Origin of the sequence: Arthrobacter sp. 'calajunan' (assembly GCF_046940185.1) — a bacterium.
GTDB lineage: Bacteria > Actinomycetota > Actinomycetes > Actinomycetales > Micrococcaceae > Glutamicibacter > Glutamicibacter soli.
The window spans coordinates 147192-170470 of sequence record NZ_JBKZDY010000008.1 but is presented as its reverse complement, the minus strand read 5'-3'; the positions used below and the strand labels follow the sequence as shown (position 1 = coordinate 170470).

The following is a 23279-nucleotide window of genomic DNA, read 5'->3' as shown; positions in this document are numbered from 1 at the left end:
AACACGAATATTTACAATACCGGACTCCCCAACAGGATTTTTCTGGGCGGGGTGGGGGTGAGTTTTTTATTATAGAAAGGCGGCCTGAACCCGGAAGGGTTCAGGCCGCCTCTGCGTTTGCCCAAAAAATTGTTATGGCTGAACGGCCAGATACGCCAAGATCTGAAGCTCGGTGGACAGGTCCACCCGGCGCAGGTTCATGCCGCGCGGAACAACCAGTGGTTTGGGCGCAAAGGACAGCACGGAATTCACGCCCAGCTCCCCCAGCTCATAGATTAGGTCCTGGGCGGCATCGCCGGGGACCGCCAGCACCGCGATATTGATCTCTTCGCGGCGTACCACCTCGGCCAGGTCGTTGCGCGACTCGACATGCAGGTTCCCGACGTCCGTGCCTACCAGGTCGGGCGAGACGTCGAGGATAGCCCTGACCTTGAAGCCGCGGGTGGTGAAGCCTGCATAGCCGCTGAGCGCTCGGCCCAGGTTGCCGGCGCCGAGGATCAGCACGCGCCAGTCCCGGTTCAGGCCCAGCGTGTTGTTGATGTGCTCCGAGAGCTCACGTACGACATAGCCCACGCCGCGGGTGCCGTAGGAACCCAACCACGACAAGTCCTTGCGCAGGATCGCTGGATTCACGCCGGATTCCTTGGCCAGCACCCCGGAGCTGGTGCGTTCCATTCCCCGTGATTCAAGGGCATTCAGCGCCCGTAGGTACTGGGTCAGGCGTGCAACCGTGGCTTCAGGAAGCACCTTTGCCTCAAGCTCGGACATGCCGCGTCCCCCCATCGGTTTGATTCCCCAAGGCACGCTGGTAGCGCGCGGTCGTGTTCATTAGCTGCTGAGCAGACGTTCAAGCCGGACCGGGTCGATGGTCCAGAAATCCCTGACCTGCCCGTCGATCATCAGCACCGGGACTTCTTCATGATGTCGCTCGAGCAGCTTCGGGTCGCCGTCGATGTCCAGCTCGGTGAACTGCATCTCCAGTCGGTTGGTGACCTCGCTGACGGTCGCCCGTGCGGCCTCGCAAAGGTGGCATCCTTGGCGTACCAGCAACTGAATTTCATGCATTGTCTTCACTCCTTCATATTCTCATGAGCCCCGACGGGTCTTAAACTTCGCAATGAAATAAACTGGAGCAAATGCCTTCCATCGATTCAGCCTCCGCGCCCGAGCCCGAGCAGCGTCCCGAAATCGTCGCCGCATTTTTCGACGTCGACAACACCCTGGTTCGCGGCGCCTCGCTCTATCTCTTGGCCCGCAAATTGCATGAACACCGGTTCTTCCGCATGCGCGAGATCCTGTGGTTCGCGCTCAAGCAGCTGCGCTTCGCGGCCCGCGGCGAGCACCTGGGTGATATCCACCAGATCCGCGACCGCGCCCTGCTCATGGCGAAGGGCATCAAGGTTTCCGAAATCGAGGAGATCGGCAACGAGATCTTCGACGAGTACATCGAGCCCAAGCTGTGGCGCGGAACCGTGGCCATCGCCCACCAGCATCTGACGGTGGGCCGCGAAGTCTGGCTCGTCACGGCCACTCCCCTTGAAGTGGCCAACGTCATCTCCGACCGGTTGAAGCTGTCCGGCGCGCTGGGCACCGTGGTGGAGAGCGTGGACGGGGTCTATACCGGAGCGCTGGCAAGCCCCATTCTCCACGCCGCGGAGAAGGCGCAGGCAGTCCGCGCCCTGGCCAAGGAACGCGGGATCAAGCTGTCCAAGTCCTGGGCCTACTCGGACTCCTACAACGACGTCCCGCTGCTCGAAGCGGTGGGGCATCCGGTCTGCATCAATCCAGATGCCCGGCTGCGCGCCTATGCCAAGCGCCGCGGCTGGCAGGTCTACGACTTCCGCACAGGACAGCGCGCCGCCAAGTTCAGCCTGAAAGCCGCTGGCGTCATCGGATTCATCTGGGCCGCCAAGCGGTCTCTCAAGGACCGCAGCGGCCGCTAGCAGGGCCCCTGCGGCTTTCTGCGGGTAAAGCAATCGCCACCGTCCAGGACAGAATCCTGATGCGGTGGCGATGAATGCCAAGCGGCAAGCTGCTCGAAGTAAATTTACTTCTTATTGCGACGCTGGTGGCGGGTCTTACGAAGCAATTTGCGGTGCTTCTTCTTCGACATACGCTTGCGGCGCTTCTTGATAACAGAGCCCATATTGGTTCCTCACAAACTAATTAAAATGCGCCAACCTCGATGCTCCCCCTGCGCCGAAGCACACGGCAAGGTTGACCGGACGTTAAACGTTCCTTAATAGATTACCCGCTTTTCGGCCATGCTCTGACCACCGCTTGGCTTATCGACCGAGGGAACCCGTGCCGCGTTGCGGATCGATTGCCGCAGACTGCAGATAGGTTTCTACGGCGTTTTCCGGAACGCGATAGGAGCGACCAAACTGAACCGCAGGCAGATCGCCCGCATGGATCAGACGATAAACCGTCATTTTGGAAACGCGCATCATGTCGGCCACCTCGGCCACCGTCATGAAACGGGCTCCTGCAAAATTCTGTTTATCCTGCATGCGGGATATTCTCCTGACGCTGATCTCTTTGTTCGTCGCGTGACTAGCACACGTGAACTTACACGACTTTGGATCAACACCGGCGATCGGATTCACGTTTGCTTTGTACCAGTCTAGTCGCACTTTCATAACTTTCGCATCACGAAACACACACGTGTCACGGACAATCCGACTTTTTACCGGGCAACGACAGCAGCCCAGAGTATCTGAAGTGTTTTCCACTTCACATACTCTGGGCTACAGGTACTCCGGCTGCTACTAGGCGCTAGATAAGGCCCTGGGCCAGCATTGCGTCAGCGACCTTGACGAAGCCCGCAATGTTGGCGCCGGCCACGTAGTTGCCCGGCATGCCGTACTCGTCCGCAGTGGCTGCGCAACGGTCGTGGATGCCAACCATGATTTCGCTCAGGCGGCGTTCGGTGTGGTTGAAGGACCACGAGTCGCGGCTGGCGTTCTGTTGCATTTCCAACGCAGAGGTGGCCACGCCGCCGGCGTTGGCGGCCTTGCCGGGGCCGAAGAGCACCCCAGCGTCCTGGAAGACCGAGGTCGCTTCCGCGGTGGTCGGCATGTTGGCGCCTTCGGCGACGGCGATGGTGCCTGCGGCAACCATCTTCTTGGCCGAGGCCGCGCCCAATTCGTTCTGGGTGGCGCATGGCAGGGCCACGGTACCCGGCACGTCCCAGACGTTGCCGCTTTCGACGTACTTGACCTTCTTGCTGCCGCGGCGTTCGGCGTACTCGGAGATGCGGCCGCGCTCGACTTCCTTGATCTGGCGCAGCAGGTCCAGGTCGATGCCGCCCTCGTCCACGATGAATCCGCCCGAGTCGGAGGCGGTAACGACATTGGCGCCCAGGGACTGAGCCTTTTCGATGGCGTGCAGGGCCACGTTGCCGGAGCCGGAGACGATGACGCGCTGGCCGTCGAAGGACAGGCCGCGGGTCTTGAGCATTTCCTCGGTGAAGATGACGGCGCCGTAGCCGGTAGCCTCCGGACGGACCAGCGAGCCGCCCCAGGACAGGCCCTTGCCGGTGAGGACGCCGGACTCGTAGCGGTTGGTGATGCGCTTGTACTGGCCGAACAGGTAGCCGATTTCGCGGCCACCGACGCCGATGTCGCCTGCAGGCACGTCGGTGTATTCGCCGATGTGGCGGTACAGCTCGGTCATGAAGGACTGGCAGAAGCGCATGACTTCGCCGTCGGACTTGCCGCGCGGGTCGAAGTCAGAGCCGCCCTTGCCGCCGCCGATTGGCATGCCGGTCAGGGAGTTCTTGAAGATCTGCTCGAAACCAAGGAACTTGACGATGCCCAGATAGACGGATGGATGGAAGCGCAGGCCGCCCTTGTAAGGGCCCAGCGCAGAGTTGAATTCAACGCGGAAGCCGCGGTTGATCTGGACCTTGCCGTCGTCGTCGACCCAGGGAACGCGGAAAATGATCTGGCGTTCAGGTTCACACAGACGCTGCAGAATGGCGGCTTCGGCGTATTCAGGGTGCTTCAGCGATACCGCTTCAAGGCTTTCAAAAACCTCGGTGACTGCCTGGTGGAACTCTGCTTCGCCGGGATTGCGGCGGAAGACTTCGTCGCGAATCGTCGCTAAGTGCTTATCCAAGTTTCTCTCCTCATCACTTGGGGCAGGCACGGGCCGTGACGGGGCCACAAAATACCCGGCGTCACTGCCCCAGACACGAGAATGCCATGCAAGGCGATCTGAACGAAAATTTCACGTTACAAAACAGGAATGTCCGCGTAACGTAAATTTTTGGCCATTTTGTCGACCCAGCGCGCGATCCACTGGTCAAATGTCTACCGGCGGCGCCCGAAACGCGGTAGCTTGTCGAAAAATTCCTGGGCTCGGCCCGTGACTTGTTCAAGCCCGCGGCCTACACTTCGACCCAAATGCTGCGCAGCGGGCGCGGTGCCGGCGAGGTCGTCCTGGACCTCGTTGCGCGCCACCTCTTCCAGCTGCGCCGGGGAATCCGGAACCGGCAGGATATCGGCGCACCAGCCAAGCAGCACCTCGACCGCTTCGGTATCGATGCTGTAGATGCGCCGCTGCCCGGCCGCCGTCATGCTGACCAGGTTGGCCTCGCGCAGCACCTTCAGGTGCTTGGAAACCGTCGGCTGGGAAATTTCCAGCTCGGTTACCAGCGAACCCACTGCCTTGGGTTCGGATTTCAATGCTTCAATGATCCTGCGCCGCGTCGGCTCAGCCAACGCAGAAAAAACTTCGTCTATAGCCACAGACATAACCCTAGCGGCATATGACCGATCTGCAACGTAGGCATATGTCTGCGAATGGCAACAGCCTTGCAGGATTTGCCGCGTCCCGCCCCGCAGCGCTGGACGAAACGCCGGCCGCTAATCGAACCAGGGGTCCAGCCCGAACAGCGGGAACACTTCCTTGCGGGTGGCGATGATGGAGCGGTCCACCGGGTCAGCCGGGTCGTAGCCCACTTCCCAGTTGCGCCACCACAGCTGGGCGTCGTCTCCCATGAGATAAGGCATCGCCCGGCCGTAGGTTTCCAGCACGTAGCGGCGGAATTCCTCCGGAACGTAGGTGCGCAGCGGAACCGGCTTGCCGGCGACGATTGCCGTCAGGTGCGTCCAGGTGCGCGGCACGACGGCGGTGACGTTGTAGCCGCCCCCACCGGTCGCCAACCAGCGGCCTTCGCACAGTTCGTCGGCAAGCTGGGAGATGTCCATGGCCACCTGGCGCTGGGCATCCACCGAAAGCTTCAGGTTGGTCATGTCGTCATCGCGGTGCGCGTCGCATCCGTGCTGGGAGACGATCACCTCCGGCTTGAAGGCGCGCACCAGCTGCGGAACGACCGCATGGAAGGCGCGCATCCACCCGGCATCCGAGGTCATGGCCGGCACCGCGATGTTCACGGCACTGCCCTCGGCCTTGGGCCCGCCGATCTCGTTGGCGAAGCCGGTGCCCGGGAACAGGCTCAGGCCCGATTCGTGGATGGAGATGGTCAACACGCGCTCGTCGTCCCAGAAGATCGATTCGGTGCCGTCGCCGTGATGCGCATCCACGTCGATGTACACCACGCGCTGCGCCCCGCGCTCGAGCATGCGGTGGATGGCGGCGGCGGCATCGTTGTAGATGCAGAAGCCGCTGGCCTTGCTGCGCGCGGCGTGGTGCATGCCGCCGGCGAAGTTGACGGCGCGCACGGTGGTTTCGTCCATGATCGCGTCTGCCGCGATGACCGAGCCGCCCACGATGCGGGCCGCAGCCTCGTGCATCCCGGCGAATACCGGATCGTCCTCGGTGCCCAGCCCGAAATCCTCGGCGACAATGCTCGGATCAAGGCTGACCTTGCGTACCTGGTCGATAAATGACTGGTCATGAACCGTGGCGATCACGGAGTCTTCCGCCACCGCCGGGGGCTCGATGCTGATATTCGGCGCACCCAGGACATTGAGCTGTTCGCTGAGCCGATAGGTCAGTTCCAGTCGGGCCGGATGCATCGGGTGCCAGTCGCTAAATTTGTATTTCAGGTACTTCTCGTCCCACATCACCATCGTTGGTCGTGGGGCATGCTGGGGCTCTAACACAATTTCAGGCTACCTGATCGTGATGCAACTCATGCATTTGTGGCGTCCTGATTGCTCCGGAGCCTGAGGACATGGCCGTTGGACGGGCGAAGTCGCCGTCAACCGCGTAAATTACATGGAGTAGGGTTTCCAGACATTGATCTCCTAGGGAAAGACCGAGCCTATTCCAATGAGCAGCTTGAGCGGTCCGGGCGCCGGAAGGCAGCCCGGCGAATCGCGCGGCGAGGCGCGCCGCAGGTGGCTGGCGTTGCGCACGTTGATCGCCAACTTCACCATCCGCTCTCCCGCCCGTCTGGCCTTGAGCTCCTTCCTGATCGTCATCACCCTGTTCACCTCGCTGCTGGCCGCGCCGTTCGCTTCCGCGACCGGCAAGCCCACGCCACTGCACGATGCGCTGTTCACCGCCGTGTCCTCGGTCTGCGTGACCGGGCTGACCACGGTCTCGACCGCAGAGCACTGGTCCTTCGCTGGACAGCTGGTGATGATCGTGGGCACCTTCGTCGGTGGCTTGGGCATCCTGACTCTCGCCTCGATCATGTCCCTGGCGGTCTCCCGCAAGCTCGGCGTGCGTGCGAAGCTCATGGCGCAGAACTCCATGAACACCTCTGGAGCTTCCGCGCTGGGCGAGGTCGGCTCGCTGCTGCGCATCGTGATCCTGACGGCCATCAGCCTGCAGGCGCTGATCGCGCTGCTGCTGATCCCGCGCTTCTACATCCTCGGCGAGAGCCTGCTCTCCTCCATCTGGCACGGCGTGTTCTATGCGGTCTCCGCGTTCAACAACGCAGGCTTCACGCCCCACTCCGACGGGCTGGTGCCCTACGAGACCGACCTGTGGATCCTCGGGCCGCTGATGGCCGGCGTGTTCGTCGGTTCGCTGGGCTTCCCGGTGATCATGGTGCTGCTGGCCAACCGCTTCAATACCAAGAAGTGGAACCTGCACACCAAGCTGACGCTACTGGTGACCACCATCCTGCTGGTTTCCGGCGCGCTGCTGTGGCTGCTGGCCGAATGGAACAATCCCAAGACCATCGGCACGCTGAGCATGTCGGACAAGCTGATCCATGCCTTGTTCTCCTCCGTCATGATGCGTTCGGGCGGCATGAACCTGGTGGACCAGAACGACATCCACGAAGTTACCATGCTGATCACCGACGCGATGATGTTCGCCGGCGGCGGCTCGGCCTCCACGGCCGGCGGCATCAAGGTCACCACCATCGCCGTGATGTTCCTGGCTATCATGGCCGAGGTGCGCGGCGACAGCGAGACCCGCGCCTTCGGCCGCCGCATCCCGGAGGAAACCATGCGCGTGGCCATCTCGGTGGTCGCCCTGGGCGCCTCGCTGGTCGCGCTGGCCACGGGCCTGCTGGTGACCATCGATGAAGAGGTGGGCATTTCGCGGGCGCTGTTCGAGTCCATCTCCGCCTTCGCCACGGTGGGGTTGAGCACCGGCGTCTCCCAGGAGATGCCTCCGGCCGGCAAGTACGTGCTCAGCGCCCTCATGTTCGCAGGCCGCATCGGCAGCATCACCCTGGCCAGCGCCCTGACCATGAGACATCGCGATACGCTGTACAAGCTCCCGGAAGAAAGGCCGATCATTGGCTGACAAGAACATTGACCACAACGCCCCGGTACTGGTGATCGGGCTGGGCCGCTTCGGCGCGTCCGTCGCCGAAACCCTGGTCAAGCAGGGGCGCGAGGTCCTGGCCATTGAACGCAGCCCGGAACTGGTCCAGCAGTGGGCCAGCACGCTGACCCACGTGGTCGCCGCGGACGCGACCAACATCGACGCGCTGCGCCAGCTCGGCGCGCAGGAATTCTCCTCCGCGGTGGTCGGCGTGGGCACCTCCATCGAATCCTCCGTGCTGATCACGGTGAACCTGGTGGACCTGGGCATCGAGCACCTGTGGGTCAAGGCCATCACCCCGTCCCACGGCAAGATCCTCACCCGCATCGGCGCGAACCACGTGATCTACCCCGAGGCGGATGCCGGGGTGCGCGCCGCGCACCTGGTGGGCGGTCGCATGCTCGACTTCATCGAATTCGACGACGGCTTCGCGATCGTGAAGATGTACCCGCCGAAGGAGACCCAGGGCTTCACCCTCGGCGAGTCCCAGGTTCGCTCCAAATACGGCGTCACCATTGTCGGGGTGAAGTCCCCGGGCGAGGACTTCACCTACGCGGTGCCCGACACCATGGTCACCCGGCGCGACATGCTGATCGTCTCCGGGCACGTGGATTTGCTCGAACGCTTCGCGGCGCGTCCGTAGCCCTGCCGGCTCTCAGTGCACCGGTTGCGCGGGCTCCGGCGGTATCCACCCCATCGCAGCATCAGCGCCGCGGGTGAGCAGGGCCGGGGGCGTGAGTCTCATCAGGGCATTGCGCATCGGCTGGCGCCAGCCGCGGCCAAGGTGCGCGCCGAACCGGGCCGACAGCCCGGCGGCCCTGGATAGCGCGCTGCACCGCGGCCGGCGGGCTTGGTCGAAGCCTTCAAGCGCCGCGCTGAGCGAACCGCCGGCGGCTACTGGATGGCCCACGAGCAGCCCCACGCACAGGCCGTCCTCCAACGCCGTTGCCACACCCTGGCCCATGGTCGGCAGGAAGCCGTGCGCGGCGTCGCCGATCATGACCACCCGGCCCAGCGCATAGCGCGGCACCCCGCCCGGCAGATGGTAGACATCATGGCGCAAGAGCGCTCCCGGGTCCGTGGCGGCGAGAAGCCGTTGCACGGGGTCCGCCCAACCTGCGAAACGCTCGCGGGCGGCGGCGAGCTCGTCCTCGATCACGGTGAGCTCGGGCATCGAGACGTATCCGTACCAATAGGTCTGCTCGGCGTCTACCGGCATGAAACCGAACTCTGCTTCCGCACCCCAATACTGGCGCAGCGTGCGGCCGTTCGAAATACCGGGAATCACCGCCCGCCAGTTGGAGAATCCGCTGTAGGCCAAGGTGCTGGATGGAAAAAGCTTTTCACGGATCGTGCTGCGCATGCCGTCGGCTGCCACCACCAAGTCCGCCTCGTGCCCGGCCACCTGCGCCAGCGCCCCCTCGGGGTCGCCGGGCTACAGCTGGGCCACTTGAACACCGGTCAGGATTGAAACACCCTGGGCCTCCGCCCGGCGGTGAAGTGCTTGGTGCAGGCGACGCCGGTGCACGCCGGTCACCGCTACCGCTTCACGAACCACCGGGTCCTCGGGAATCGCGAGGATAGGTGTGCCCTTGGCCGTCCAGGTACCTTCGGCAACGGTCGGGAAGCCGAGCGCCCGGGCCTGCTCTGGCTCGAAGCCCAGACCCAGGAAAGCGGCCACCGCATTGCGGGACATCGCCACGCCTGCGCCGACTTCGCCAAGCTCCCCGCAGCGTTCCAGGACCGTGACCTGCCATCCCTGTCCGGCCAGGGAAATCGCCGCCGCAAGTCCTGCAATTCCGCCGCCCACGACGACTGCGCTATGGGCCATGATGCCTCCTCGGCGTCTTCTTCCTTGACTGGAAGCTACTGCCTGCCAGACGCCTTCAGGAAGGACTTTCCAAGGCGATGGCCGCCTGCTTCCGCCGGGCGCAGGCAGGGTGCCAAGCGGCTAGCCCAGTTCCCGGCTCAGCTGCGCGGCGCGTTCGGAGGCCGCGCGGGCGCCGGCCTCGATGACGGCACGGATGCCTCCCTCGTCGAAGGCGGCGATGGCCCGCTCGGTGGTGCCGTTCGGGCTGGTGACTGCCTTGCGCAGTGCCGCCGGGTCGGCATCCGGATTGGACAGCATCTTGCCGGCGCCTGCCACGGTGGCCCGGGCGATGCTGGTGGACAGCTCGGCGTCCAGCCCCAGGGCGATGCCGGCCTTGGCCATGGCTTCGGCCAGGTAGAAGGCGTAGGCAGGGCCGGAGCCGGAAATCGCTGAGAGCGCGTTCTGCTGCTCCTCGTCGATCACGTGCACGTCCCCCGAGCCGGAGAGCAGGTCGGTCACGGACTGGACCTGCGCGTGGCTGACGGTGCTTGCCGGGGAGATTCCCACTACGCCGGCGCCCACCATCAGCGGGGTATTCGGCATGGAGCGGATGACCGGCTGGCCTGCGGGCAGCTTGTCCTGCATGGAGGCCAGGGTGATGGCTGCAGCGACCGAAACCACCACGGTGCCCGGCTTCAGGGCCGGGGCGATCTCCTCGCACAGCGCGGTGATGCCCACCGGCTTCACACCCAGGAAGACCACGTCGGCGTCCGCGGCGGCGCTCCGGTTCGCCTCCTCGTCCTGTGAATTGACCAGCACGGCAATGCCCAGTTCGCGCAGCTCGTCCACGCGGTTCTCGCTGCGCACGGTGGCCGTGACCAGTTTCGGGTCGTGGCCCGAGGCCAGGATGCCGCGCAGGATGGCGCCGTTCATGGAACCGGCGCCAAGGAAGGACAGTTTCAGATTGCTGGTTGCTTCGCTCATATGGCTATTTTGCCACTGGCTTGGGATCTTTGCTGACGTTGAAGTGATCCCGGGCGAATTGCAAGGTGTTGCCCAGCCATTCTTCCTTCTGGCCGGCGTTCTTGGCCTTGCGCGTGGAGACTTCCACGGCGATCACGCCTTCCCAGTCGCTCTCATGCAGGTACTGCAGGGATTCCGAGACCCGCTGGGTTCCCAGGCCGGGGACCAGATGCTCGTCCTTGCCGTTGTCCAGGCCGTCGCACAAGTGCACGTGGGCCAGCCGGGCGCCCAGGTCCTCCATGGCCTGGCGCGAGTCCATGTTGGCGATGGCCGCGTGGGAGAAGTCCCAGGTGACGTGTTGGTAGGGCTGCGGAACGGGGTTCCAGTGCGGCAGGTACATCTTGGCCTCGCGGCCGCGGGCCCGCCATGGGTACATGTTCTCGACCGCGATCTTCATGCCGGTGCTCTCGGTGATGCGGTGCACGCCTTCGGCGAATTCCTCCGCGTAGCTGCCCTGCCAGCGGAACGGCGGGTGCGCCACCACGACGCTGGCCCCCACGGCCTGCGCGAGGATGACCGAACGCTCGATCTTGGCCCAGGCCGATCCCCACACCTGCTGGGTCAGCAGCAGGGTCGGCGCGTGGATCGCCATGATGGGCAGCTGGTACTTGTCCATCAGCGCCCGCAGAGCGGTGGCCGACTGGCTGGCCGCGTTGCCGGTGATCAGCACCTCCAAGCCGTCATAACCGACGTCTTTCGCGATGGCAAAGGCATCGTGGACCGTCAGCGGATAGACCGAGGCACTTGAAAGCGTCACCGGGACCTTCGCTGGTGAATGTGCTTCCATGGTCATGCCCTCCTAACCGAACCGACTGACGCCGGTCGCTTATATCCGAGGATACCTAGTGTTGCGTCGCCGCCGTCTGTGGGATGGCGGAACCCAAGGCAACTTCCCCTACCCCCACGCTACTACTGAGCGGTGTCGTAGAGTCGAACATCACGTGATCAAAACGCCGGAGCATCAAACCTTCGCGCAGGGCCCACGGGCAGATGCGCACGGTCTTGAGCTTCAACGCGCTCATGGCCTCGTGCGCCACGATCGCGCCGGCCAGCAGCTGGGGCGCGCGGATCTCGGACACACCAGGCAGCTCGGAACGTTCGGCCCAGCTCATGGCGGTCAGGCGATTGGTCCAGATCTTCAGCGCGTCGCGGTGCAGCACCCGCTTGACGTAGGGTCCCTCGGTGCTCGGCGCGGCACCGGTGATGCGGGCCAGCGACCGGAAGGTCTTGGAGGTGGCGGTGGCCAGGGTGGGCTTGCCGTACTGGCGCAGCTCGGTGGTCGGGTCGGTGAGCACGTCGCGCACGTAGTTGCGCAGCTCCCGGACTTCCTTGATGCCGGGCAGGTCGTTGGGCAGCCATTCGCGGGTCAGCCGTCCGGCGCCCAGCGGCACCGAGAAGGCCACCTGCGGGAACTCGTCGGTGCCCAGGGCCAGCTCCAGGGAGCCGCCGCCCATGTCCAGGTTGAGGATGGATTCCGAGGACCAGCCGAACCAGCGGCGCACCGCGTAGAACGTCATCCCGGCTTCTTCCTCGCCGGACAGTTCCATCAGGGTGACCCCGGTGTCGTTCTTGACCCGTTCCAGCACCGCGTGGCCGTTGGAGGACTCGCGGATGGCGGAGGTGCAGAAGGCCATGAAGTCTTCCACCTGGTGGCTGCGGGCGAACTCGGCGGCCTCCGAGATGAACGAGATCAGCTCGTTCTGCCCTTCTTCGGTGATCGCGCCGTATTCGTTGAGGTAGCGCACCAGCGACAGCGGACGCTTGTGCGAGGCATAGGGCACCGGACGGGCGCCGGGGTACGCATCGACCAGCAGCAGGTGCACGGTATTGGACCCGATATCCAGTACGCCTAGTCTCATGGTGCGCTCCTCAACAGGGTGGTGCTCGGTCTACTTCTCGGTGCTCTTCGCGGCGGGCTTCTTGGCCGGAGCCTTCTTGGCTGCCGGCTTCTTGGCCGGAGCCTTCTTGGCAGGCGCCTTCTTAGCCGCGGTGCGCTTCACCGGGCCGCGGGCGCGCTTATCCGCCAGCAGCTCGATGGCCTGCTCGCGGGTCAGCTCCTCCAGAGACGTGCCGCGCGGAACGGTGATGTTGGTGACGCCGTCGGTGATGTACGGGCCGAAGCGGCCGTCCTTCACCACGATGTTCTTCTCGCTGGTCGGGTCCACGCCGAATTCCGCCAGTGGCGGCACCGCGGCGCGGCGGCCGCGCTGCTTGGGCTGCGCATAGATGGCCAGGGCCTCGTCCAGGGTGATGGTGAAGATCTGCTCCTCGCTCTCGATGGAGCGCGAGTCGCTGCCCTTCTTCAGGTACGGGCCGAAGCGGCCGTTCTGCACGGTGATCTCTTCGCCCTCGGCGTCGGTGCCCAGCACGCGCGGCAGGCTCAGCAGCTTCAGCGCGTCCTCCAGCGTCACGGTCTCAACGGACATGGACTTGAACAGGCTGCCGGTGCGCGGCTTGACCTTGGCCGGCTTCTTCGGGGGCTTGGGCTTGCCGTTCTTGTAGTATTCGACCGGCAGGGCCGCGATTTCCGCTTCGGTCAGCTCCGGGATGACCTCGGTGACGTAGGCGCCGTAGCGTCCGTCCTTGGCCACGATCTTGCGGCCGGTTTCCGGGTCCACACCCAGTTCCTTCTCCGAGACCTTGGAATTGGCGAACAGCTCCTCGGCCTTTTCCGCGGTCAGTTCGTCCGGCGCCAGGTCTTCGGGCACGTTGGCGCGCTGCGGCTCGGTGCCTTCCTCGGCGCCCTCGGGCAGGGCGCGTTCAAGGTACGGTCCGAACTTGCCCACGCGCAGCGTGATGTCGTCGGTGATCTTGATGGAGTTGATGGCTCGGGCATCGATGTCGCCCAGGTTCTCCACCACGTGCTTCAGGCCCTTGGAGTTGTCCTTGCCGAAGTAGAACAGGTTCAGCCAGTCGGTGCGGGCGCGCTGGCCCTTGGCGATCTCGTCCAGGTCGTCTTCCAGGCGGGCGGTGAAGTCGTAGTCAACGTACTGGGCGAAGTGCTCTTCGAGCAGGCGGATCACGGAGAACGCGATCCAGCTCGGGACCAGGGCGCCGCCGCGCTTGGTGACGTAGCCGCGGTCCATGATGGTGGAGATGGTCGGCGCGTAGGTCGACGGGCGGCCGATCTCGCGCTTTTCCAGCTCGGCCACGATCGAGGCCTCGGTGTAGCGGGCCGGCGGGGTGGTTTCGTGGCCCAGCGCGGTCAGCTCGTCGCCGGCCAGCTGCTGGCCGGTAGCCAGCTGCGGCAGGCGGGCTTCGGCGTTCTCGGACTCCGCGTTCTCCGAGCGCTCCTGGTCCTTGCCCTCTTCGTAGGCGGACAGGAAGCCGCGGAAGGTGATCACGGTGCCGGAGGCGGAGAATTCGGCCACACGGGAGTCGCTGGCGGTGCCGGCGAGCTTGATGGTGGCGGTGAAACCCTTGGCGTCGGCCATCTGGGAGGCGACGGTTCGCTTCCAGATCAGCTCGTAGAGGGTGTATTCGTCCTTGGACAGCGAGGAGCGCACGTCGGTAGGGCGGCGGAACATGTCGCCGGCCGGGCGGATGGCTTCGTGGGCTTCCTGGGCGGCGTCGGACTTGGCCTTGTAGACACGCGGTTTGTCCGGCACGGATTCCGCGCCGTAGAGCTCGGTGGCCTGCTTGCGCGCCGCGGTGACTGCCTCGTTGGACAGGAACACCGAGTCGGTACGCATGTAGGTGATGTAGCCGTTTTCATACAGGCGCTGGGCGATCTGCATGGTCACCTTGGAGCTCCAGCGCAGCTTGCGGCTGGCTTCCTGCTGCAGCGTGGAGGTGGTGAACGGGGCCGCCGGACGGCGGGTGTACGGCTTGTCCTCGACCGAGGTGACGGCGAAGTCGGTGTTGGCCAGGTTCGCCACCAGGGACTCGGCCGAGGCCTGGTCCAGATGCGCCAGCTTGGTGCGGGCGGTCCTGAGCTGGCCGCGGTCGTCGAAGTCGCGGCCGGAGGCAACGCGGGCGCCGTCCACTGCCGAGAGCTTGGCGGCGAAGGATTCGCCGTTGGAGGTGGCGAAGGTGCCCTTGATGTCCCAGTAGCCGGCGGAGATGAACGCCATGCGCTCGCGCTCGCGCTCCACGACCAGACGGGTGGCCACGGACTGCACACGGCCGGCGGACAGGCCGCGGGCGACCTTGCGCCAGAGCACCGGGGAGATCTCGTAGCCGTAGAGGCGGTCCAGCACGCGGCGGGTTTCCTGCGCGTCGACCAGGTCGGTGTCCAGCTCGCGCATGTTCTCCAGTGCGCGGGCGATGCCTTCCTTGGTGATTTCGGTGAACGCCAGGCGGCGTACCGGAACCTTGGGCTTCAGGACCTGCAGCAGGTGCCACGCGATGGCTTCGCCTTCGCGGTCCGCATCGGTTGCGAGGTAGAGTTCGTCGGCTTCCTTGAGCTTTGCCTTCAGCTCGGAGACGCGCTTCTTCTTGTCCGGGTAGACGACATAATACGGCTCGAAGTCGTTGTCCAGGTCCACGGCGAACTTGCCGACCGAGGTCTTTTTTAGCTCGGTTGGAAGCTCCGAGGGCTGCGGAAGATCACGGATGTGGCCCACCGAGGCGTCCACATCGAAGCCCTCACCCAAATACTTGGCGATCGACTTCACCTTGGCAGGAGACTCGACGATGACGAGTTTCTTACCGGTCTTTTCCTTGGCCTTGGCGGGCACGGCTCTCCTTCAGACAACGCGGCATGCCGGAGCCCCTTGCGGGGTGCCCCTCATGCCGCCAGCGCAGCTTTGACTCATTGAGCCTGCAGTGCCAGGCCCAATTCCCGATGATATTACACCGAAAATCAAAAGATCCTGCGCCAGACATATTTCTAGGACTTGGCCTCCCCGACGCTCGGGTACTCGGGAAGCAACGAGATTAAGTAGAACATACGCTGTGAGTCGATGCTGCGTTCCTCGGCTGTGGCCATGGCTTCATACTCGTAGACCAGGTCCAGCAGGCGGCGGTTGAATTGAAGCTGTTTTTCCTCGGAAAGGAAGACCAATCCGCTTGTCAGCATGGGCGGCCTGTCCGGAGACGGGGCGATGCCCGCCTTCGCTTCCGCCTCGCGGCGCTGCACCTCGTCATTCAAGCGCGTCCTGAATGCGTTCAACTGCACATTCAGGTAGGCGGTCTTGGCGTTGGCCGAGTCGATCTGGGTGTTCAGCTCCAGGCGCTCGCCCGCGGCGCGCCAGCGGCGCTCCCGGGCGTCGCCCTCGCTGGCGGCACGGATGACGTAGCCGTATTTCTCCAGCGCGCGCAGGTGGTAGCTCATGGCGCTGGGTGTCAGATCGCACAGCGACGCCAGCTCCGTGGCGGTGCGCGTGGTCTGTGAAGCGAAAAGTTCGTCAAGCACGATCAGACGTGCATCGTGAGCCAGGGCCCGGATCGCCTGCGGATCGGTTATGGAGACGACGTGCGGCACGGTGCCGTTGCCGTCCTGCGTCGCCAAAGCGTGCTCCTGGTGTGTGTTCCCTGTCATACCGAAAAACTTTAGCGCTTGTTTCACATTTTTCGAAGCAAGCCATGTCGCAATAGTCGTGACACCGCTTCATAAAGCCGTTCGGTGAAGTCTTCCTCCCCTTCCCCGATCAACGAATCAAGGGCATTGACCAGCTGCGCGACCGACAAATCGCCGTCGCAGGCCGAGGCGAAACCCGCCTGCGCAGTGTCCAGCAGCTCGGTGCGGCGCAGCCCCGCACCCTGGCGCAGCAGGATCACTCCGGGATGCTCGGCCCCCGGACGCTGGTGGCGTTCTTCGGTGACGTCATCGGCCACGAGCAGGTGCCAGTCGCGGAAAGCCTCGCCGGCCGCGGCCAGTTCGTCGGCCATCGCGATGTCGCGCTGCAACGTCCCGGCCACCGGCTGCTCGATGGGATGGGTGATCTGCTCGAAGCGGCGGAGGGTTGCCGCGCCGGTAGCGGCCTTGCGGAAATACACCAGCCCGAAGCCGATGGCCCCGACCCCGCGTGATTCGAAATCATCCAGGTAGGCGTTGTAGGCGGCGGCGTACGAGGAGCTGTCCTCGGTCTGCGAGGCGTCGCGCAGCCAGGTTTCGGCGTAGACGCTCGGGGTGGTCTGCTCGCGCTCGATGACCCACACGTCAAGGTCCTCGGGGAACCAGCTCTTGACCCGGCGGTCCCATGGCTCATTCGAATCGTCATCCAGACGATGAATCTCCCAGTTCGAGAGCATCTGCATGGATGCGCCCGGGTTCAGGTAGTCCCCCGCCTGGGCGATCAGCGTGCTGACCAGACGGTCCCCTGACATGCCGCCGTCACGGTAGGTGAAGCGGTCCTTTTCACGCTCGGTGGCGCGGCGCGGGGTGATCACGAACGGCGGGTTGGAGGCGATCAAGTCGAACTTCTGACCGGCGACCGGCTCGAAGAGGCTTCCGCGCAGCAGGCTGACACGGTCCTGGAGATTGCGCGGATCCAGCTTCAGCACCTTGTGGTTCAGCAGCAGGTTGAACCGGGTGAATGCCAGCGCCCTAGCCGACAGATCGGTGGCGGTGACGTGGTTGGCGTGGCCCAGCAGGTGGAAGAGCTGGATGCCGCAGCCGGTCCCCAGATCCAGCGCGCGGTCGACCTTTTCGCGCAGGGTGATCTGGGCCAGGGTCAGCGAGGCCTGCCCGATGCCCAGCACGTGGTCGGTGCGCAGTACCCCGGGGCGCTGGTGCGCACCGAGGTCGTGGGCAACCCACAGCTCGCCATCGGCGTCCGAGGAATGCAAGGTCAGCGCAACGGTGGCCCGGTACCCCGAGGCCCACGGCTCGATCAGGCCGAGCTTCAGCAGCCCGTCGACCTTCAGGCTCGGGAACGCCTTGTTCAGCGCCGCGGCCTCCTCGGTCCGGCCCAGCTGGAAGATCCGGAAGGCGCAGGCCAGTTCCGTGTCGGCGGCGTCGCGCTCGATCACGCGCAGGGCCGGCAGGATCTGGTCGCGGGCCAGCGCTGCGGAGGCTTCTTCGCCCAGCATCTGCGAAACCTCGTCGTAGCTGAACCCGATAGCGGTCAGGTCTTCGGCGAGTCGTTCGAGCAGCTGCAGATCTGAACTCTGCGGGGCGTCTTCAAGGGCTGAAAATTCGGCGGCATTCACGCCAACCAGTCTACCGAGTGCACACAGAGGATCCGATGAGCATTTCCCCGCCCGGCTTGCCTAAAATATAGGTCATGACCAACGTCACCATTACCTACCTGCAATTGCTCGCCCCCGAGGAAATCAAGCCTTCCTCACGTCCCGCGCCCCAAGATGTGCGCATCGAGCTGGTGCAGGACATCTCGCCCGAGTATTCAAAGTTTCTCTACCGCAGCGTGGGCAGCGACCTGAACTGGGCCGACCGGCTGAATTCGACCCGTGAAGAATGGGACGCCGTCCTGCGCCAGGACGGTTCGGAAACCTGGGTGCTGTACCGCCGCGGCGCGCCGCAAGGCTACGTGGAGCTGGTGACCGAAGTGGTCGACGGACGCAGCGAAGTCGAGGTCTTCTATTTCGGGCTCTTCCCGCAGGCCATTGGACAGGGCTTGGGCGGCCTGCTGCTGACAGAGGTGCTGCGCCAGGCTTGGGCCGTGGATTCGCGCACCGCCGGGCTGCCTCCGGTCAGCCGCGTCTGGCTGCACACCTGCTCGCTGGACGGTCCGGCCGCGCTGCCGAACTACGAGGCCCGCGGCTTGAAGGTCTACAAGCAAGAAACCGAGGAAACCGACGTCAAGGACGCCTCGATCGGACTGTGGCCGGAAACCAGCGTCCACGCGGGCTAGCTTCAAAGAAGCCTGTCCCCTTCCGGGCACGAAAAAAGGGCGGCAGGCCACCGGTTTTCCGGTGGCCTGCCGCCATTTAATACGATGGGTCCTAGACGGCTGCCATGCTGCAGTCCGGGCAGGTGCGCAGCTTCTCGTCCTGGGCGCAGTCCTCGCAGAACAAGCGCAGGTTCCGGCAGGAAGGATTCGAGCAGTTCTCGAACTTATTCGTCGGACCCTGGCAGCCCACGCATTCGCCGATGGTCACCGCATCCTCGGTGAACTCGGTGTGCATGCGCTTGTCGAAGACATACAGCGAACCTTCCCAGAGACCTGCGTCGCCGTACTTCTCGCCGTAGCGGACGATGCCGCCCTGCATCTGGTAGACCTCTTGGAAGCCGCGCTTGACCATGAGTGCGGAGAGCACCTCGCAGCGGATGCCGCCGGTGCAGTAGGTGACCACCGGCTGGTCCTTCAGGTGGTCGTACTTGCCCGAATCCAGTTCCGCGACGAAGTCCCGGGTGGTGTCCACGTCGGGGACGATGGCGTCCTTGAACTTGCCGATCTGGGCTTCGAAGGCGTTGCGGCCGTCGAAGAAGTGCACCTTGGAACCCGACTGCTCCTTGGCCTCCACCAATTCGTGCAGCTCCTCGGGACGCAGGTGCGTTCCGCCGCCCACGACCCCGTTCTCGTCGACCTCGAGTTCGCCCGGGGCTCCGAAGGTGACGATCTCGTCGCGGACCTTCACCGAGATGCGCGGGAAGTCCGCCGCGGAGCCCTCGGACCACTTGATGTCCATCTTCTTGAAGGCAGGCAATTCGCGGGTCGCTTTCACGTACTTCTTGACGGCTGAAAGTTCGCCGCCGACGGTTCCGTTAATCCCGTCCTTGGAGATGATGATGCGTCCGCGCAGTCCCCAGCGTTCCAGCAGCGAGCGCTGCCACAGGCGGACAGCCTCCGGATCGGGGAGCGGAGTAAATGCGTAATACAAGACAATGCGTTCAATGGCCACACCCCAAGTTTAGTGGTTGAACGGCATGAAACGCCGGGTGAACGAGCAAAATCACATTCTCCGGCGCGCTATTCCGGGGGCCGGGAGGATTCTTTCGTTTCAACTAGGCAACGATTGGCGCAATGTCAGCTAATTCCTAGGAAAGACAAGGTAGGGTCAAGACATGGCATCAAACGCAAGCGATGAACTGATTGGCACCTGGGTCGCCGGCTGGGCGGGAGCCCGCGGTTACGAGACCCGTAATGAGGGACGCGTCCATGCAGCGTTGCGTCACGACACCACCGAAGACTGGGAATACGTGATCTACGGCCCTTCGAAGGAAGAGCTCGCCGCTGTCGCCGAAACCCTGAAGAAGCACCCGAACCGCCGTTTGACCGCATTCGACGATTCCGTCGAGCAGCTGCTGGCCACCGCGTCCGAGGTTGGCCTGCAGGTCGCCGCCGACGATGAAGTATTGATGGTCACGGAGCTGGCAGTGCACGACGTCGAGGTCCCGCTGCCTGCCGAAGGCTTCATATTCCAGATCGAGCGCGACGGCACCCATGCATACGTCTCCCTGCACCCCGAGGACAACCAGGAAATCGTCGCCGCGTCCGGCCACGTTTCCGCAGTCGAAGGCTACGCCATTTTCGACCGCATCATCACCGGACCGGACTTCCGACGCAAGGGTCTTGGCACCCTGGTGATGCGTGCACTGGCCTCGCTGGCCCAGGAGCACGACGTGGACGAGGGCCTGCTGATCGCTTCGGTGGACGGCCAGAAGCTCTACGCCTCCCTGGGATGGACTTCCCTGGGCAAGGTCGTCAACTTCAAAGCCTAAAGTACAATTCTTTGCTCTCGCCGTTGCAGCCGTTCCCGGCTGCGACGGCGCTAGTCTTTTAACACCGCGGACTCCACCGCGGCGCATCCCACCGTTCCGGCGTCGAAAGGCTGTGTTTCGTGAAGTCTGTGCGCGCCCTGCTTGATCCCTACGATCGGAGCAACGATCCGGAAGCCGTGATGCACCGGCGCAGCGTCCCGGCCAAGGACCAGATCACCGCACCGTGGCCCGGCTGGCTGGCCGAGGAAGTTAAAGCGACGTTCCAAGGGCTGGGCATCAATGAACCATGGCTGCACCAGGTGCAGGCCGCGGACCTGATCCATGCAGGGAAGCACACGATCATCTCCACCGGAACCGCTTCGGGCAAATCCCTGGCCTACCTCATGCCGTCCATCGATGCGCTTTTCCGCACCAAGGACACTGCCGCCAACGACGCCAGCGCACAGGCCTCCGTGCTGTATATCTGCCCTACCAAGGCCCTGGCCGCCGACCAGCTCTCGTCTGTTGAAGCGCTCAAGGTCCCCGGAGTCCGAGCGGCAGCCTATGACGGCGACACCGACCAGGGCACGCGCGCCTGGGTGCGGCAGCACGGGAACTTCGTTTTCACCAACCCCGACATGCTGCACCGCGGCATCCTGCCGAACCATCCGGCCTGGTCCCGTTTCTTCAAGCGGCTGAAGTACGTGGTCATCGACGAGGCCCACTCCTACCGCGGGGTCTTCGGGGCCCATGTGGCGAACCTGATGCGGCGGCTGCGCCGGATCTGCGCGCACTACGGCAATCATCCGGTGTTCATCGGTGCCTCGGCCACCAGCTCCGATCCCGAGGAATCCTTCGGCCGGCTCATCGGAGCCGAGGTGTCGGCGGTGACGCGCGATTTCTCGGCCTCCGGCGAACTGGTGATCGGGCTGTGGGAACCGCCCCTGTCCGAGCGCACCGGGGAAAACGGCGCCCCGCTGCGCCGCACCGCCATCGCCGAGAGCGCGTCGATTCTCACCGACCTGATGGCGGACCACGTGCGAACCATCGTCTTCATCAAATCCCGGCGAGGGGCTGAGACCATCGCCACCCTCACGCGCAAGCATTTGGAGAATTTCGCGCCCGAGCTGTCCGTCAGGCTGGCCGCCTACCGGTCGGGCTATCTGCCAAGAGAGCGGCGCGAGGTTGAACGCAAGCTGCGTTCCGGCGAGCTGCTCGGCGTCACCTCCACCTCAGCGCTGGAATTGGGAATCGATATCTCGGGGCTGGATGCCGTGGTGGTCGCCGGCTGGCCCGGAACCCGCGCATCCTTCTTCCAGCAGATCGGCCGGGCGGGGCGCTCCGGCCAGGACGCCTTGGCGCTGTTCGTGGCCGCCGAGGACCCGCTGGACACCTACCTGGTCAGCCACCCGGAGGCGATCTTCGACCTCGGCGTGGAAGCTACCGTCTTCGACCCGCAGAACAAGTATGTCCTCAGCGGGCATCTGTGCGCGGCAGCCCAGGAGAATCCGCTGCGCCCCGAGGAGCTGGAGATCTTCGGCCCGCACACCGAGGCGCTGCTTGAGTCCCTGGTGCAGCGCGGGTATCTGCGGCGGCGGCCTGCCGGATGGTTCTGGACCCATCCCCAGCATGCGGCCGGGATGTTCTCCATCCGGGCCGATGGGGGCGGGCCGGTGGACATCATCGATGCCGAGACCGGCGCGCTGCTGGGGACCATGGACTCGCCGCAGAGCCACTACCAGGCCCACCCGGGCGCCATCTACGTGCACCAGGGCGCCAGCTACCACGTGGAAGAACTGGACGAGCAGAACCACGTGGTGATCGTGACACGGGTGAACCCCGACTACTACACCACCGCCCGCGACCTGACCACGGTGGCCATCGAGGCCCAGGAGCGCACCAGCACGCACCGCGAGCTGGAGATCTACTTCGGCGATGTCATCGTGACCACCCAGGTGGTCTCGTACCAGCGCAAGTCCATCGCCTCCAACGAGGTACTCTCCGAGGAGCCGCTGGACCTCGAAGCGCGGGACCTGCACACCAAGTCCGTCTGGTTCACCTTGCCCGAGCAGCGGCTGCTGCGCGCGGGGCTGACCGTGGACCAGTTCCCCGGCGCGCTGCACGCGGCCGAGCATGCGATGATCGGGTTGCTGCCGCTGGTGGCCACCAGCGACCGCTGGGATATCGGCGGGGTGTCCACCGCGCTGCACATGGACACCGGCCATCCAACGATTTTCGTGTATGACGCGCAGCCGGGAGGGGCCGGATTCGCCGAGCGCGGCTTCGAGAAGTTCTCCACCTGGGTGCGGGCCACCCGGGATGCCATCGAAGCGTGCGAGTGCCGAAGCGGCTGCCCCAGCTGCGTGCAGTCTCCCAAATGCGGCAATCGGAACAATCCGCTGGACAAGGCCGGGGCGGTGCTGCTGCTCAGCGCCGTGCTGGAGGATGTCCAGCCGCGGCACCATTTCTAACTGGTTCAGCTAGTGCCGGGTCAGCGGCGGAGCGCCCGCCCGGGCTTGGGCGGAGGCCGCCGGGAACTCGATTCCCAGCGCGGAAAACGTGATCGCCACCGAAACCTGCACGCGGACTGTGGTTCCGTCCGCCTCGATGACGCAGGATTCCAGCCGTGCCTCGTTGGCCGAGGCCAGCAGCCCGGCGGCGGCGCACGGATCCCCGGCGCGCAGTCCCCGGGCCGTATCAGCCGCAGCCAAGGCGGCGAGGTCCGCCGCTGAGGCGGCCTGCATCGCCGCTCGGGTCACCGCGGACCAGACGAGAATGCCCGCGGCGAGCAGCAGTGCGGCGATCACCAGTGCCGTGGCCGCGACGGTGCTGCTCCCCCGTTGCGAGCTGAATTCCGCGCAGCTCATTTTTCGTTCGCCACGCGTGCGGTGCCTCGGACCTCGACCGCTCCCACCACCGGCAGGTCTACCGATTTGGCCACCGTGACCGTGGCGTATCCTCCCCCGTTGCCGACCGTGTAACGGGCCGAGGTCCCGGCCAACTGAATGCCCCGCGCCCGGGCCGCGTCGGTGTCCTCGCCACGGGCCAGCTCCCTGGCCATCGCCCCGGCCGCCTGCTGGACCTGGATCTGCCGCATCCCCAGGACCCCGAGGCACAGCAGCAGCGACAGCATGACCGCGATGGCCGGCAGCAGCACGGCGAATTCCGCCGTGCTGCTGCCGCGGTCATCCATGCGGTCCATGG

The 23279-nt window shown here is 64.7% G+C and carries 22 protein-coding genes and 1 pseudogene; 6 read left to right on the top strand and 17 right to left on the bottom strand.

The annotated features are described in order from the left end of the window. Positions 1-132: 132 nt before the first annotated feature. Positions 133-768, bottom strand: a complete 636-nt coding sequence (locus RF641_RS13655; protein WP_082124070.1) for a redox-sensing transcriptional repressor Rex — start codon at positions 766-768, stop codon at positions 133-135. A gap of 60 nt (positions 769-828) precedes the next feature. Next, positions 829-1065, bottom strand: coding sequence for a glutaredoxin family protein (locus tag RF641_RS13650; RefSeq protein WP_047119814.1), 237 nt, complete (start codon positions 1063-1065; stop codon positions 829-831). 71 nt (positions 1066-1136) lie between these two features. Here RF641_RS13650 and RF641_RS13645 point away from each other — a divergent pair, with 71 nt between their 5' ends. Further along, positions 1137-1943 (top strand): HAD family hydrolase, encoded by an 807-nt coding sequence (locus RF641_RS13645; protein WP_047119815.1) that lies wholly within the window; start codon positions 1137-1139, stop codon positions 1941-1943. A 104-nt stretch (positions 1944-2047) separates the two neighbouring features. Here the strand turns inward: RF641_RS13645 and RF641_RS13640 are convergent, their stop codons facing one another. The 5 genes from RF641_RS13640 to RF641_RS13620 all read right to left on the bottom strand — a co-directional run bounded on the left by RF641_RS13640 (position 2048) and on the right by RF641_RS13620 (position 6038). After that, on the bottom strand, positions 2048-2146 hold the full coding sequence (locus RF641_RS13640; RefSeq protein ID WP_005504750.1) for a 30S ribosomal protein bS22: 99 nt from the start codon (positions 2144-2146) through the stop codon (positions 2048-2050). A 139-nt stretch (positions 2147-2285) separates the two neighbouring features. After that, complete coding sequence (locus tag RF641_RS13635; protein ID WP_047119816.1) at positions 2286-2510, bottom strand: helix-turn-helix domain-containing protein; 225 nt, start codon at positions 2508-2510, stop codon at positions 2286-2288. A gap of 265 nt (positions 2511-2775) precedes the next feature. After that, entirely contained in the window at positions 2776-4119 is a 1344-nt protein-coding gene (gene gdhA / locus RF641_RS13630; RefSeq protein ID WP_047119817.1) for an NADP-specific glutamate dehydrogenase, read from the bottom strand. A gap of 194 nt (positions 4120-4313) precedes the next feature. After that, positions 4314-4688 carry an ArsR/SmtB family transcription factor gene (locus RF641_RS13625; protein WP_231735915.1) on the bottom strand — a complete coding sequence of 125 codons (375 nt, stop codon included), beginning with the start codon at positions 4686-4688 and terminating at the stop codon, positions 4314-4316. 180 nt (positions 4689-4868) lie between these two features. Further along, positions 4869-6038 (bottom strand): acetoin utilization protein AcuC, encoded by a 1170-nt coding sequence (locus RF641_RS13620; RefSeq protein ID WP_047119819.1) that lies wholly within the window; start codon positions 6036-6038, stop codon positions 4869-4871. A gap of 202 nt (positions 6039-6240) precedes the next feature. On the opposite strand from RF641_RS13620, the gene RF641_RS13615 reads away from it, so the two are divergent. Both RF641_RS13615 and RF641_RS13610 read left to right on the top strand, forming a co-directional pair. Then, positions 6241-7674, top strand: coding sequence for a TrkH family potassium uptake protein (locus RF641_RS13615; RefSeq protein WP_047119820.1), 1434 nt, complete (start codon positions 6241-6243; stop codon positions 7672-7674). Beyond that, the gene (locus tag RF641_RS13610) at positions 7667-8338 is read left to right on the top strand and encodes a potassium channel family protein (RefSeq protein WP_047119821.1); all 672 of its coding nucleotides are present in this window, start codon (positions 7667-7669) and stop codon (positions 8336-8338) included. Before RF641_RS13615 ends, RF641_RS13610 begins: the two co-directional genes overlap by 8 nt. Before the next feature lie 12 nt (positions 8339-8350). On the opposite strand, the pseudogene RF641_RS13605 reads toward RF641_RS13610, so the two are convergent. From RF641_RS13605 to RF641_RS13575, 7 genes and pseudogenes are all read right to left on the bottom strand, one after another. Next, positions 8351-9526 (bottom strand): annotated as a pseudogene (locus RF641_RS13605) (FAD-dependent oxidoreductase). A 120-nt stretch (positions 9527-9646) separates the two neighbouring features. Further along, the gene (gene proC, locus RF641_RS13600; RefSeq protein WP_047119823.1) at positions 9647-10489 is read right to left on the bottom strand and encodes a pyrroline-5-carboxylate reductase; all 843 of its coding nucleotides are present in this window, start codon (positions 10487-10489) and stop codon (positions 9647-9649) included. A gap of 4 nt (positions 10490-10493) precedes the next feature. After that, positions 10494-11315, bottom strand: a complete 822-nt coding sequence (locus RF641_RS13595; RefSeq protein ID WP_181728120.1) for a sugar phosphate isomerase/epimerase family protein — start codon at positions 11313-11315, stop codon at positions 10494-10496. A gap of 55 nt (positions 11316-11370) precedes the next feature. Beyond that, on the bottom strand, positions 11371-12387 hold the full coding sequence (locus RF641_RS13590) for a Ppx/GppA phosphatase family protein (protein ID WP_047119825.1): 1017 nt from the start codon (positions 12385-12387) through the stop codon (positions 11371-11373). 30 nt (positions 12388-12417) lie between these two features. After that, on the bottom strand, positions 12418-15207 hold the full coding sequence (gene topA, locus RF641_RS13585) for a type I DNA topoisomerase (protein WP_424573403.1): 2790 nt from the start codon (positions 15205-15207) through the stop codon (positions 12418-12420). Positions 15208-15359: 152 nt separating this feature from the next. Beyond that, positions 15360-16010 carry an ArsR/SmtB family transcription factor gene (locus tag RF641_RS13580; protein ID WP_052772456.1) on the bottom strand — a complete coding sequence of 217 codons (651 nt, stop codon included), beginning with the start codon at positions 16008-16010 and terminating at the stop codon, positions 15360-15362. Between the two features lie 23 nt (positions 16011-16033). Continuing rightward, positions 16034-17623 carry a DUF7059 domain-containing protein gene (locus tag RF641_RS13575; protein ID WP_053798596.1) on the bottom strand — a complete coding sequence of 530 codons (1590 nt, stop codon included), beginning with the start codon at positions 17621-17623 and terminating at the stop codon, positions 16034-16036. 74 nt (positions 17624-17697) lie between these two features. On the opposite strand from RF641_RS13575, the gene RF641_RS13570 reads away from it, so the two are divergent. After that, positions 17698-18285, top strand: coding sequence for a GNAT family N-acetyltransferase (locus RF641_RS13570; protein WP_120989098.1), 588 nt, complete (start codon positions 17698-17700; stop codon positions 18283-18285). Between the two features lie 91 nt (positions 18286-18376). Here RF641_RS13570 and trhO read toward each other — a convergent pair whose 3' ends face one another. After that, on the bottom strand, positions 18377-19276 hold the full coding sequence (gene trhO, locus RF641_RS13565; RefSeq protein ID WP_047119830.1) for an oxygen-dependent tRNA uridine(34) hydroxylase TrhO: 900 nt from the start codon (positions 19274-19276) through the stop codon (positions 18377-18379). Positions 19277-19439: 163 nt separating this feature from the next. Between trhO and RF641_RS13560 the strand changes: the two genes are divergently transcribed. Both RF641_RS13560 and RF641_RS13555 read left to right on the top strand, forming a co-directional pair. Continuing rightward, positions 19440-20096 (top strand): GNAT family N-acetyltransferase, encoded by a 657-nt coding sequence (locus RF641_RS13560; RefSeq protein ID WP_047119831.1) that lies wholly within the window; start codon positions 19440-19442, stop codon positions 20094-20096. Positions 20097-20215: 119 nt separating this feature from the next. Next, positions 20216-22546, top strand: coding sequence for a DEAD/DEAH box helicase (locus RF641_RS13555; RefSeq protein ID WP_424573402.1), 2331 nt, complete (start codon positions 20216-20218; stop codon positions 22544-22546). A gap of 9 nt (positions 22547-22555) precedes the next feature. Here RF641_RS13555 and RF641_RS13550 read toward each other — a convergent pair whose 3' ends face one another. Then, a complete protein-coding gene (locus tag RF641_RS13550; protein WP_424573401.1) occupies positions 22556-22942 on the bottom strand; it encodes an Rv3654c family TadE-like protein in 387 nt (128 codons plus the stop codon). Beyond that, on the bottom strand, positions 22939-23277 hold the full coding sequence (locus RF641_RS13545; protein ID WP_424573400.1) for a TadE family type IV pilus minor pilin: 339 nt from the start codon (positions 23275-23277) through the stop codon (positions 22939-22941). The genes RF641_RS13550 and RF641_RS13545 overlap by 4 nt, the downstream gene beginning before the upstream one ends. Positions 23278-23279: the final 2 nt, after the last annotated feature.